The sequence below is a fragment of the Paenibacillus sabuli genome (assembly GCF_014705605.1).
GTDB classification, from domain to species: domain Bacteria; phylum Bacillota; class Bacilli; order Paenibacillales; family Paenibacillaceae; genus Paenibacillus_D; species Paenibacillus_D sabuli.
The window spans coordinates 1-12,003 of record NZ_JACXIZ010000024.1 but is presented as its reverse complement, the minus strand read 5'-3'; the positions used below and the strand labels follow the sequence as shown (position 1 = coordinate 12,003).

The 12,003-nt window shown below is 61.4% G+C and carries 12 protein-coding genes; 4 read left to right on the top strand and 8 right to left on the bottom strand.

Annotated elements, in window-relative coordinates:
• Window positions 1-40 precede the first annotated feature (40 nt).
• A complete protein-coding gene (locus IDH44_RS14625) occupies window positions 41-814 on the top strand; it encodes an alpha/beta hydrolase (RefSeq protein ID WP_190918870.1) in 774 nt (257 codons plus the stop codon).
• A 919-nt stretch (window positions 815-1,733) separates the two neighbouring features.
• Window positions 1,734-2,741, top strand: coding sequence for a ketoacyl-ACP synthase III (locus tag IDH44_RS14620; protein ID WP_190918868.1), 1,008 nt, complete (start codon window positions 1,734-1,736; stop codon window positions 2,739-2,741).
• 6 nt (window positions 2,742-2,747) lie between these two features.
• Here IDH44_RS14620 and IDH44_RS14615 read toward each other — a convergent pair whose 3' ends face one another.
• A complete protein-coding gene (locus tag IDH44_RS14615; RefSeq protein ID WP_190918866.1) occupies window positions 2,748-3,455 on the bottom strand; it encodes a glycosyltransferase family 2 protein in 708 nt (235 codons plus the stop codon).
• Between the two features lie 199 nt (window positions 3,456-3,654).
• On the opposite strand from IDH44_RS14615, the gene IDH44_RS14610 reads away from it, so the two are divergent.
• Window positions 3,655-4,728, top strand: a complete 1,074-nt coding sequence (locus tag IDH44_RS14610) for a glycosyltransferase family 4 protein (protein WP_317890189.1) — start codon at window positions 3,655-3,657, stop codon at window positions 4,726-4,728.
• A gap of 112 nt (window positions 4,729-4,840) precedes the next feature.
• Window positions 4,841-5,599: a sulfotransferase domain-containing protein gene (locus IDH44_RS14605; RefSeq protein ID WP_190918864.1), complete on the top strand. Its 759-nt coding sequence runs from the start codon at window positions 4,841-4,843 to the stop codon at window positions 5,597-5,599.
• A gap of 95 nt (window positions 5,600-5,694) precedes the next feature.
• Here the strand turns inward: IDH44_RS14605 and cysC are convergent, their stop codons facing one another.
• Genes cysC through wecB form a run of 7 tightly spaced genes read right to left on the bottom strand, consistent with a single transcriptional unit; the run spans window position 5,695 to window position 11,816 of the window.
• On the bottom strand, window positions 5,695-6,219 hold the full coding sequence (gene cysC, locus IDH44_RS14600) for an adenylyl-sulfate kinase (RefSeq protein ID WP_190918862.1): 525 nt from the start codon (window positions 6,217-6,219) through the stop codon (window positions 5,695-5,697).
• Window positions 6,220-6,244: 25 nt separating this feature from the next.
• Complete coding sequence (locus IDH44_RS14595) at window positions 6,245-7,264, bottom strand: glycosyltransferase family 4 protein (RefSeq protein ID WP_190918860.1); 1,020 nt, start codon at window positions 7,262-7,264, stop codon at window positions 6,245-6,247.
• The gene (locus IDH44_RS14590; protein WP_190918858.1) at window positions 7,261-7,989 is read right to left on the bottom strand and encodes a glycosyltransferase; all 729 of its coding nucleotides are present in this window, start codon (window positions 7,987-7,989) and stop codon (window positions 7,261-7,263) included. Before IDH44_RS14590 ends, IDH44_RS14595 begins: the two co-directional genes overlap by 4 nt.
• A gap of 33 nt (window positions 7,990-8,022) precedes the next feature.
• Complete coding sequence (locus tag IDH44_RS14585; protein WP_190918854.1) at window positions 8,023-8,928, bottom strand: NAD-dependent epimerase/dehydratase family protein; 906 nt, start codon at window positions 8,926-8,928, stop codon at window positions 8,023-8,025.
• Window positions 8,925-9,752: an SDR family oxidoreductase gene (locus tag IDH44_RS14580; protein ID WP_190918852.1), complete on the bottom strand. Its 828-nt coding sequence runs from the start codon at window positions 9,750-9,752 to the stop codon at window positions 8,925-8,927. Before IDH44_RS14580 ends, IDH44_RS14585 begins: the two co-directional genes overlap by 4 nt.
• Window positions 9,749-10,735, bottom strand: a complete 987-nt coding sequence (locus IDH44_RS14575; RefSeq protein WP_190918850.1) for a polysaccharide biosynthesis protein — start codon at window positions 10,733-10,735, stop codon at window positions 9,749-9,751. The genes IDH44_RS14580 and IDH44_RS14575 overlap by 4 nt, the downstream gene beginning before the upstream one ends.
• On the bottom strand, window positions 10,728-11,816 hold the full coding sequence (gene wecB, locus IDH44_RS14570; protein WP_190918847.1) for a non-hydrolyzing UDP-N-acetylglucosamine 2-epimerase: 1,089 nt from the start codon (window positions 11,814-11,816) through the stop codon (window positions 10,728-10,730). The genes IDH44_RS14575 and wecB overlap by 8 nt, the downstream gene beginning before the upstream one ends.
• Window positions 11,817-12,003 lie beyond the last annotated feature (187 nt).

The window sequence follows — 12,003 nt, the reverse complement described above, 5'->3', positions numbered from 1 at the left end:
GTACAATGCAAGTGCTTGTTTAATTAAGGAGGTAATTACGATGGCTTTATTGCAATGCGCCTTCTATTCGCATGTGCTTGAATTTCAGACGGAGTTTACGGCGATCGTCCCTCAGCCGGCAGCCGATCAAGAAGGTCGCGACGACAACGCAGGCGCGCCTGTACTGTTTTTGCTGCACGGCTTGTCCGACAACCACACCATCTGGCTGCGACGCACCTCGATCGAGCGTTATGCGGAAGAGCTCGGGCTCGCGGTCGTCATGCCTCAGGTCCACCGCAGCTTCTATACCGATATGGCGTACGGCGGCCGGTACTGGACATTCCTGAGCGAGGAGCTGCCCCAGGTTGCCTCTGCCATGCTCCGCATCGCGACCGATCCCGCGCGCCGTTATGTGGCCGGCCTCTCCATGGGCGGATACGGCGCGATGAAATGGGCCTTGCGCCAGCCGGACAAGTTCGCCGCGGCAGCCTCCTTGTCCGGAGCGCTGAACGTTGCAGGGCCCCGTCTGCAAGAGGTATTTCCAGCCGATCACCGGCTCATCTTCGGCGAGCGCTCGGTCGCCGGTTCGGAGGACGACCTGATGGCCCTGCTTGCGCGCAGAGCGGAGGAGGGCGTGCAGTTGCCCAGACTCTATCAGTGCTGCGGCACCGAGGATTATCTGTATGCGGACAACCAGCTCTTTCGCACCCGCGCGTCCGAGCTCGGCATTGCGCTGACTTACGAAGAGGGACCGGGAGCGCATGAATGGAGCTATTGGGACGCCAGCATCCAGGACGTGCTGCGCTGGCTCCCACTGCCAGATCGCGAGGCGTAATTCTGATGACTAAGCCCCGTCCAAGGGGCATATCAACCCATGGTCTGCGCCGGCACAGAGGCAGGCCGCCCGGCTCCTCTGCAAAGGCATTCTCGCCCGTGTGCGGGTCCACGCTTGCCTTCCCTGCGACGATGCGATAGCCGGCCTCCGTCTCGTCTCCCAGACAGGCCAGCAGGACCAGCATCGGATCCCATGAGCTTCGGCCTGCGGCAGAGCCGTGGTCCCGCAGCGCTTGTCCGACCATGTCGCCTGTGGCGGGGAGCGTGCCGCCAGTTCGAATGTTGTCGCCGACCTCCCAGCCGAGGAACGTAATGGGCGTCGGCCAGTCCGCGCAGACACGAGCGCCCGCGACACGCGATCGCGGATTGCGGGCTAAAGTTGTTTTCCACCCCGCGTCCGCCGTTTTCCCAATTCCCGGCCATCATCCACAGCTTGTTGACGTGCCGGCTTACCAACTCCCGTCCGGTCAGCGGCGAGAGGTCGTCGCCCGGACTGCTCAGCAGATTGGCCAGCACCTGCGGATACCCGATTTCAATGATGTCGAGCTTGTCCCGGCATGAACCAGGCATCTCCGATAGACACGTACGGCATCCTCGCAGTCGTCGTTGCTCCGCACGCCCTTTGCTCCTGCCGCCATGTTGTGCTGGTACGGCGGGCGGCCCGGTCCCGACCAAAACCCTTCTTCTGTCCATTATTTCCACCCTCTGTACCCCGGCATCGAATCTACTATCCCAGAATGTGCCTCTTACTTTGCAACAGAGAAAAGGGAGCCATTGACACTCACGAAAAGAGGCCATTGACACCCGCAAACGGTTGCTATAAACTTCAATTAGTACCTGATACTAATACCTGATACCATCACTTTATACTATTGCTTGATATTATTACTGATGCCCATACCCAAATTGGAGGGATCCCTGTGCATACAGACGCACCGCAACCGCTCGATGTCCGCATCACTGCTATTGGCACGTATGTGCCGTCTCGCATTCTGACCAATGATGAGCTGAGCCGCATCGTCGACACCAGCGACGAATGGATCATCAAGCGCACCGGTATCCGGGAACGCCGGATTGCAGCGGTGGATGAATATTGCAGCGATCTGTGCTTCGGCGCGGTGCGCGACCTGCTCGCTCGCTATCCCGGGGCGTTGGAGGAGGTTGAACATATCCTCGTCGCCACCTCCACGCCGGATACGGTATTTCCGAGCATGGCCGCCCGTGTCCAGGGCGAATTCGGCATTCAGGGCTGCGGCGCCGCCGACCTTCAGGCCGCCTGCGCCGGCTTCGAGTCCGGCATCCAGCTCGCCTCCGGTCTGATCGCTGCGGGTCTGCACCGCAAAATCCTTGTCATCGGCGCCGAGACCTTGTCCAAAATTACCGATTACACCGACCGCACGACGTGCATCCTGTTCGGCGACGGAGCAGGCGCCGTCCTGATGGAGGCCGGATCTCCCGGGGCGATGCTCGGCACGCTCGCACGCAGCGAGGGCGCCGGAGCGCACCTGCTCTATCGCTCGGCGCTGGCGCCCGCAATCGCCGGGCTTCCGGTCACGCCCAGCGGCTGCATCGTCCAGGAAGGCCGCGAGGTATACAAATGGGCGCTGACCCGGGTGCCGAAGGGAATCGGCCAACTGCTCGGCCGCACGGGCTTGTCCGAGGCCGATATCGACTGGTTCGTGCCGCACAGCGCCAATCTGCGCATGATCGAAGCGATCTGCGAGCGCTCCGGCCTATCGCCGGAGCGGACGCTGACCAGCGCCGAATACTGCGGCAATACCTCCGCCGCCTCGATTCCGCTGGCGCTGGACGCAGGGGTCCGCGACGGGCGCGTACGACCCGGCCATACCCTGCTGCTGTACGGCTTCGGCGGGGGTCTGACAGAGGCCGCCGTCGTGCTGCGCTGGACACTCGAGTCTGTGCGCTGAGCCCGGCTAAGCGCCCAGACGCAGCAGCAGCCTCGTCCGGTGGCGCGCCATCGTCGCCTTTGTCTCCAACTCGGCATCGGCGCGATGGCGGATCGACCCCATGCCCGGATGATGCCGGTAGGCCGTCAGCGGCTCGTGCAGATAGTGCAGCGCGTAGCCCGAGATGAGCGCGCGCAGCCACATATCGTAGTCATGCGTATAGGGCAGTTGAGTATCAAAAGCGCCAATGCGATCGAACAGCTCCCTGCGACAGACGACCGTACAACCGTTGACCGGATTGCCCTCCAAAAGAAATTCATGCAGATGCGCCTGGCTGTGGAAGCGCGGCGTTGCCGTCGAATGGAGCTGTTCGCCGTCAACGTTGATGATGCTGTAATCGGTAAAGCTGATTGAAGCGCCGCAGGCCTGCATAAAACGAACCTGGTTTTGCAACTTCGCGGGATGAAACCGGTCGTCGGAGCTCAGCCAGGCCACGTACGCACCGGTCGCCACAGCCAATCCTGCATTTAGCGCGCTTGCCGTGCCGCCGTTCGGCTTTTGTACTACGTGTACGCTGCCCCGCCAAGGGTCCAGCTTGTCAAGCGCATGCTCCGAGCCGTCATCAATGACAATGATCTCCTTGTTGCTCCAGGTCTGAGCCACTGCGCTTGCGATGGCTTCCCCGACATACGGGTCGTTATAGAACGGAATCAGTACCGACACCTTTTCTTCCATGCCCGAAGCCTCCTTGAACTGAATTTCCTATGACCAGTCTATGACCGTTTTTGCAAATGGTCTGGACGACCGCCTCGCTGCGCGCCGCACATTTGCACTGCAATTCGAGCTGCTGCCGCCCGCGCGCACGGCGAACGAACAAGCAAATCGCCTTGCTTTCGCATACGGTATCGTAATCCAGTTCGGAAGAGGTGAGACTGTGAAGCTCTTGTTCATCTATTACGTCCCGAGCGGCGGGATGGAGACCCTGAATCGAGAGCGCTGCAAAGCGCTTCAGGTACGCGGCGTCCACTGCCATCAGCTCTATCTGCAAAGCGGAACCGGCCTGCAAAACATCCAGAAAATCCCCACCTACGTGACCAATGCCGATGCCGGCATTCGCACTTTGCTGACCCGGGAAAACTACGACGCCATCATCGTCTCCTCCCACCATGCCATGCTCCCCCGCTTAAGAGAGCTCGGCTATGCCAAGCTGCTGATTTACGAAGCGCAGGGATTGGGTGGCTACAACGTCGCCCGGGAATACTTGCTCAGAGCCCGACCCGCTATTTCCGCTCATGCCAACGGATTGCTTTACCCGAACACGCGGCATTTGATTTCACTGTTTCGGGAGATCTACCCGGCCAAAAAGCATTTTTGCTTCGACAACTGTCTGGATACCGAGCGATTCACCTATCGCCCTGGTAAAACGCAGCCTGCGCCAATCATGGCATGGGTCGGACGCATCGAACCGAATAAAAACTGGCGCATGTTTTTGAATATCGCCTCCTGCCTGACGACCACTGTCAAGAATCTTGACATATGGCTGTTCGAAGACGACACGATATCGCTTGAGAAGGCCGACTTTAACGCTCGTGTCAAGCAGCTCCGTCTGGATGCCCGGCTCGTGCGACACGCCAATATTCCGCATGAGCGCATGGCCCATTACTACTCTCGCATCGGCGATTCGGGCGGCTTCCTCTGCTCCACCTCCGTAATGGAAGGATTCGGTTATGCGGTGCTCGAAGCGATGAGCTGCCGTTGTCCGGTGGCGGCCTCCGATTCGGACGGGGTCCGCTGCTTCATTACCCACAATGAGACCGGCAAGCTGTTCGCGCAGGACGATCTGATGGGTGCAGTACGCGAAGCGCGCGAGCTGTTGATCCGAGCAGAGCTGCGCAAGCGTATTCGGGACAATGCGGAAATACGGGCCATGTCGCAGTTCTCCCCCCGTTTGTACGCGCATCGCTTCATGAATATGCTGGCGGAGCTTGGTTTGAATACGTCCCTGTAAGTTTTTTTCGAGACATTCGAAAAAAAGCGGCGCGCGCTGCCTCCCGGCGCGCGGCATGCGCATAAGCGAGAACGGCCAAGCTTTCATACAGTATGATAAAGGGGGTGAGAACATGCAGACGCTTCCTCCGCTGCTGCTGAATTCTATACCGAAGAGCGGCACACACTTGATGAAGCAAGCGCTAACCGGCATCCCGAACATTTCGACCGAAGCCAAAAATGAATTTTACGAGGGCTACCGCAAGGACGACGCAGCCAACTATGCGCGGCTGGCGCAGCTGCCCCCGGGCCAATTTGCAACCGGCCACGTCTACTATTCGCCGGAATGGCGCAGCATGTTGGGGACGCTCGGCATCAAGCAGGTGTTTGTCATTCGCGACCCGCGTGATATCGTCGTGTCGTACGTGCATTTTATTGTGTACAAGTATCCGTATCATCCGCTCGTGCACCATCTGCGCCAGGAACTCAAAACGCCGAAGCAACGCTACCTCGCCATAATCAACGGCGTCAAGAACGGACGGTACAATTATCCCAACTTCGGCCAGTGGCTCGACCCGTTCCTCGGCTGGGCGTGGGAGCAGCATACGCTGCGCATCGCATACGAGCAGCTCGTCCGCTCGCCGCAGTCCCGGCGCCAGACCCTCTCCGCCGTGCTCGATTATTGGACAAACAACCGGCTCGAGCCGCATGTCCAGGCAGAATGGCTGAATCGAATGGAGCAAAACATCGACCCGCGCCGCTCGCTGACATTCCGTTCCGGTCAGATCGGCGACTGGCGCAGCGCGTTTGACCCCGAGGTAAAAGCCGCCTTCAAGCGCGTCGCCGGCTTGCGCCTCATTCAGCTCGGATACGAGCGAAATCTCAACTGGTAGCAAGCCGTATTCCCGGCGACTTGCAAGCCAAATACGGGCTGTGGCGCCATCGGCGCCGCAGCCCGTATTTTATCGTTCATTTTCACTTTTTTCCGTTACACGTATCCGCGCTGCTCCAAATATGCAATGACCTTGTCCGCACTCTCTTCGACGCTCTCACGCTCGGTATCCAGCACCAGCTCCGGCGCAAGCGGCGCCTCGTACGGATCGGAGATGCCGGTGAAGGCCTGCAGGCTGCCATCCAGCGCCTTGCGATACAGCCCCTTGACGTCACGCCGAATACAAACGTCCAGCGAGCAGCGCACATAGATCTCGACGAATTGCGAGATGCTTTGCCGGCACGCGTCGCGGTCTGCGCGATAGGGTGAGATAAATGAGGCCAGCACGAGCACGCCGTGCCGATTAAGCATGCCGGCCAAGTAAGCCGCAATGCGGACATTCAATCCGCGGTCCGCACGCGCGAAGCCGGCTCCGGCAGTGACATGCGCGCGCAGCTCGTCGCCGTCCAGCACTTCGAATGCAACGCCGCCGCGCGCCCTGAGCTTTTGGGCCACGAGCCGGCTGACGGTCGTCTTGCCCGCGCCGGACAGCCCCGTGAACCATAGGGTAGCCCCCTTCATACGAACCCCCCTCTCCAGTCTTCGACTACAGCTGACGCACGGCCTGCTCGAACTGGGCCAGGCTGCGCTCCCATGTCCACTTGGCAGCCTCGCGCTCCCCTTCTCTGGCAAGTCTGTGCCGCAGCTCGGTGTTGCGGATGAGCAGCGCCAATTGGGAGAACAGCAGATGTTGATGCCGATACGACATCAGGCAATTTTGCATATGCCGGGCATAATCGGTGTTGCCTCCCGCATACGTCGCGACCAAGGCGCATCCGCAGCGCATCGCCTCCAGTCCGGGGAGATTCGCCGTTTCAATAAAGGAAGAGGTCACGAAAATATCGGCATGATTGTAGCAGTGGCACAGCTCTTCGTCGCCCGCAGGCGTGAACAGGCGAAATTTTCCTTCCGCTTGAATACGCTGAAGCTGCGGAGAGGCCGCCAGCTCGCCCGGCGGCGTAATGAGATGAATATCGACATGCGCGAACAGTTGTCGAATGCGCTCCAGCTGCGCCAGGAGATAATGCTGATCGCGATGGCTCGCGAAGCCCTCCGGCATCCGCACGATCGCCCCGATTACCAGCCGCCTGCGTCCGATTCGGATATTCAGATTGCGGAATATCGGTCGAATGCCGACCTGCACAATGCGCGGCTGGATGCCGTGCAAGAGCTGCAACAACTGCTGCTGCCAGCTCGAGAGCACGAGCAGCTTGTCGGTCATATGGTAGGTGGGCAGCGAGATGTGATTGTCCGCCAGGAAGACGGGCTCATAGCACAGGCTTAGCCGAATATGCTTGCCTTTTTTTTGGGCACTCGCGATTTTGGCGGACGGTACAGTCAGATAGTAATTCGAGATGATGTAATCCGCCACCGGATAATCCGACGCCCGCAGCTCGTGGCGACGGATGGAGACGAGGCGCGCGTGCAACGGATATTCGACGACGCCGCCCAGCGGCATCAATACGACTACCTCGTGCCCTCTCTGCGTCAAGCCGTTGACGATCTCGGCGAGCATGCGCTGCGCGCCTCCCTTGCACAACGTCAAGATCGGAAACGTAAACTTCACCTAATCCCCTCCTTTTCGAGCGACGCAATCAGCGCTTCCAGCCGCGAGGCATAGCGCCGCTGCGTCAAGCGAGCCTCTTTCTGAATGCGGAACTGATGCTTGACGCTTCCGGCGCCGCCATGCTTGCGGTACTGGACGGTGCGATGATTCAGGAAGTAAAAATCCTCGCGCTGCAGGATGATCCGCAGCCACAGGTCGTAATCATGGGTGAACGGCAGGCGTTCGTTGAAGAGACCGGCCTGCCCGAGCAGCCGCTTCGAGAGGATGACCGTACAGCCGTTGATCGGGCATCCGCTGAGCAAGTAGCGATAGAACGCCGTGACCGTGCCGAACTTGGGCGAGGCCGAAATGCGAGTAATCCGATTATGTCCATCGACGAGATCGTAATCGGTGAAGGAAACATTCGCGCCGTGCGTCAGCATGAAACCCATCTGGCGGGCCAGCTTATCCGCATAGAATCGATCGTCCGAGCTCAGCCAGGCGATATACTCGCCATTCGCCCTGCGAATGCCGGCGTTCAGCGCGCTCGCGGTGCCGCCGTTGCCCTTGCGTATGATGCGCACCCGATCGCTGTACGGCAGCAGCAGATGCCGGTACTTCCACGAGCCGTCGTCCACGACGATGATCTCCACATGGGGATAGGTCTGCGCCAGGGCGCTCTCGATCGCTAGCTGCACATACGGGCAGTTATAGAACGGAATCACAATCGTAACAAGAGGCAGCACCGATATTCACCCCCTTCCTTGGTTCGGCTATCTTCAGACGACACGACGCGCATATTCAAGCGTATCTGCAATGGATCGTTCAAACGGGATCTCCGGGCGCCAGCCCAGCGCGCGCAGCTGTGTCAGATCGGGGCGGCGCGCCGGCTGTGTCTGGCTAGTGGTGCCGGTAATCCGGATCGGCAGCGGGACCCTTGCGAGCCGCTCCACCGTGTCGCAGACCTCGCCGAGCGAGCGCATCGCGCCGCTCCCTATCGGATAAGCCAGACCGGGACGTCCCTCTCGCAACAAACGCGCACACGCGCGTACCGCATCGCGCACGTCCAGATAGTCGCGGGGCTCGCCGCGCGAGGAAAGCCGAAACGGCGGCAGCGCCTCGCCCCGCTCCAGTCCCGCGGCATAACGGGCCAGTAGCGCGCATATTCCGGCCGACTCGCCCGGCCCGATCAGATTGGAGGGCTGCGCGAGCAGCACCTCCTGCTCAAACAAGCCGCCCCAGGCCAGCGACACGCCGGCCTGGACCGTCTTGCTGAGGCTGTACGGATGCGCCGCGGCGCCGGGATCCCCCGATGGCGCATCGAGCAGCGAACCGACGACCAGCACCCGGCAGGCGCGGCCGCTCCTGCGCACCGCATCCAGCAGGTGAAGCGTGCCCATCAGATTCGTCCGAAAATAGGCGAGCGGCTCCTCCCACGACCGCCGCACCGCATTGGCGCCGGCCAGATGCAGCGCGTAATCGGGCCGCGCTGCGCGGACGAGCGCGCGCACTGCGAGCGGGTCGTCCAGATCGCCGCGCAGCTCGCTCGTCCCCTGCGGCGCGCTGCCTGCACGGCGCACAAGGGCGGCTACCTCGTAGCCTTGCGCCGCGAACCAAGCACACGCATGACGGCCCACGAAGCCAGCCGCTCCGGTAATCAGCACGACCGGACGCCGCCCGCTCATGGTGCGGTCATCCAGGTATGCAGCGCCTCCAGCATCTCGTCGTAGCCCGGAGCGGCATACGGCAGGTCGCGGCGCGTATTGACAAGGGTGCGATCCAGTCGCACCTCGTCATCCGGCACCAGCCGCACCTCGCCCCGCTTCCAGATATGTGCCATTTTTTGCAGCAGCTCATGCTTGCTGAGCGTTTCGGGCGCCGTCAGGTGGACGAGTCCGCCCAGGCCGGCCTCGAGATAGCGATGAACGGCCTGGGCCAGCTCCAGCGTCGTGACGCCGTTCCACATCACCTGTGTATAACCACGCACTTCCCCTCGCTGCGCCATGAACCAGCGCATCAGGCCGATCCCCTCCGGACGAATCTCGGGGCCGATGATCGAGGTGCGGATCGTCAGGTGGCGGCTATCGTGGCTTTCGCCCAGCGCCTTGGAGCGGGCATAGACCGACGTGCCGTCCGGATCGTCGTGCTCGGCATACCCGCCGCGCTGCCCGGAGAATACGCAGTCCGTGCTGATATGCACGACCTTGCCGCCGCTGCGACTCATACGCTCGCGCAGCAAGTGAGGCAGTAGCCCGTTGATCCGATACGCCTGCGGCGGATCGTCCGCCGCCGCCGCATTCAGCACGCCGACCGTATTGACGACCACGTCCGGCGCCGCCGCATCCAGCAGATGCAGCACACGCTCCGGATCGGCGACGTCCAGTTGCAGAGCGTCTCGATCGTGCGGATCGCGCGAGGTCCACAGCACGCGGTGCGCCGTACGCGTCCGGAGGTAACGCACGAGCACATGGCCCGCCATCCCGTTGCCGCCGAGTACGAGCAGCTTCATGAGAGGAAGCCTCCCTTGACGAGCAGCTGCCGGATCTCCGCCTTGGTCATCAGCGACTCGCTGGAGCAATAGCGGGTCATCGGGACGGACGGACAGCCGGCATAGGCCGCCTTCAGGCCCGGGATCTCCGTCGGCGGCAGAATGACAATGTAGCGATTTTCGTACATGACCGCATATTGACTCTCATAGTCGGAGAGCAGGATCTCGTGTATTTTTTCGCCGGGACGGACGCCCAGCTCCTTGAACGCCACATTTGTTTTGCCCAGCGCCTCTACCAGTACCTGCGCCAGATCGACGATCTTGCAGGTCGGCATCGGCATGACGATCGTTTCGCCGCCGCGTCCTTCCTCCGTCGCCTGCAGCAGCAGTGCCACCGCCTCCTCCATGGTCAGGAAAAAGCGGGTCATCGACAGATCGGTGATGCCGACGTGATTGTCTTCCTGAATCTGCTTCATGAACAAGTGAATGACGCTGCCGTTCGTTCCGAGCACATTGCCGCCGCGCACGCAGACGAATTTGGTCCATTCGCTTTGCAGATTGGCGTAGACGATCAGCTTCTCGCCGATCGCTTTGGTCATACCGTAGAAGTTGGACGGATTGGCGGCCTTGTCGGTCGAGATATAGACCACCTTGCGCACCCGATTCACGATGGCGGCGTCGATGACGTTTTGCGTGCCGATGACGTTCGTCTTGAGCGCCTCCAGCGGCTGGTCCTCGCACACCGGCACATGCTTGAGCGCCGCCAGATGGAAGACAAAGTCAACCCCGCGGCAAGCGTCGATCAACGCCTCCTTATCACGGATATCGCCGATGCAGAAGGTGAGGCGGTGGTTCTCGAACGAGCGCTTCATGGCCACCTGGGAGGACTCGTTTCGCGAGAAGACAATGATTTTTTTCGGCTGTTGGGGAAGCAGCTGCTTCACGAGCTCGTTGCCCCAGGAGCCGGTGCCGCCCGTCACCAGTATCGTCTTGTTCCTAAACATGCGCGTTTCCCCCTAACAAATATCGTACCACGCGATCGGACACGTCCGGCACCGCATAGCCTTCCGGCCAGGACCAATCGGCGGCCGTCGCCGTCATGAGCGCCACGCCGTCGGCAATGCGCCGCGCCGCAACGCCGGTGACAATGTTGCTGCCGCAATCGACTGTCTCCGGGCGCTCGGTCGTATGGCGCACCGTCACCGTCGGGACGCGCAGCAAGCAGCATTCCTCCTGGACCGTGCCGCTGTCGGTCAGCACGCAGCGCGCCTCACCCTCCAGCTTCACGAAGTCGAAAAACCCGAACGGCTCGTGGAATTCGACGAGCGGATGCATTTCGATCCCCATAGCGGCGAGCTTGGAGCGGGTGCGCGGGTGCGTGCTGCAGATCAGCCGCAGTCCGAAGCGCGCCGCCGTCAGATTCAAGCCCTCCAGAATCTCGCGCAGATGTGCCGGGCGGTCGACATTCTCCGCCCGATGGATCGTGACCAGCAGATAATCCTTGGGCTGCAGCCGCAGCCGCCGCAGGATGGGGCTGGCCGCAATCGCCGGCTTGAAGTGCTCCAGCACCTCGTAGATCGGATTGCCGGAGACGACGATCCGATGCACCGGCACACCCTCGCGCAGCAGGTTTTCCTTGCTCTGCCGCGTGTAGGGCATATTGATGCTCGAGATCGCGTCGATGACGCGCCGATTCTTCTCCTCCGGCACAGCCAGATCGAAGCAGCGGTTGCCCGCCTCCATATGCACGACGGGGATGCCCATGCGCTCCGCGAGCACGGCGCTGAGCGCACTGTTCGTATCCCCGAGCACGAGCACCTTGTCGGGCCGCTCCCGCTCGAGAATCGGTTCGATGTGGCGCATCATCGCCGCCAGCTGCTTGCCCAGCGTTTGTTCTCTTCCTTTAGCCGAATAATCGGGCAGCCTTACGCCCAGCTCGTCGAAGAAAATGCGGCTGAGCGTGGTCGTGAAATTTTGGCCGGTATGCACCAGCACGTGGCGGTGCGCCAGCTGATCGAGCTTGCGGATGATGAGGCTGAGCCGAATGATTTCAGGGCGCGTTCCAAGGATCGTCAGCACGTTCATAATCAGAGGTCACCTTCCACAGGTCAGTATTTTACGCAGCGCGCTTGCGCTCGCGCGGCAGACCGCGTCGCAGCACCTGTCTGCGGGCTCCGGTGCGGCTTCGGCGCCCCTTGCCCGCAGCGCGGCGCCCCTTGCGTGCCCGAAGGGCGGTGCCGCGCCTCCGTCCTCGGCCGCTGCGTCGCTTGCC

Coding starts and splice junctions, on each gene's coding strand:
- IDH44_RS14625 (WP_190918870.1), top strand. CDS start 41: ATGGCTTTATTGCAATGCGCCTTCTATTCGCATGTGCTTGAATTTCAG.
- IDH44_RS14615 (WP_190918866.1), bottom strand. CDS start 3,455: ATGGAAGAAAAGGTGTCGGTACTGATTCCGTTCTATAACGACCCGTAT.
- IDH44_RS14605 (WP_190918864.1), top strand. CDS start 4,841: ATGCAGACGCTTCCTCCGCTGCTGCTGAATTCTATACCGAAGAGCGGC.
- cysC (WP_190918862.1), bottom strand. CDS start 6,219: ATGAAGGGGGCTACCCTATGGTTCACGGGGCTGTCCGGCGCGGGCAAG.
- IDH44_RS14585 (WP_190918854.1), bottom strand. CDS start 8,928: ATGAGCGGGCGGCGTCCGGTCGTGCTGATTACCGGAGCGGCTGGCTTC.
- IDH44_RS14580 (WP_190918852.1), bottom strand. CDS start 9,752: ATGAAGCTGCTCGTACTCGGCGGCAACGGGATGGCGGGCCATGTGCTC.
- IDH44_RS14575 (WP_190918850.1), bottom strand. CDS start 10,735: ATGTTTAGGAACAAGACGATACTGGTGACGGGCGGCACCGGCTCCTGG.
- wecB (WP_190918847.1), bottom strand. CDS start 11,816: ATGAACGTGCTGACGATCCTTGGAACGCGCCCTGAAATCATTCGGCTC.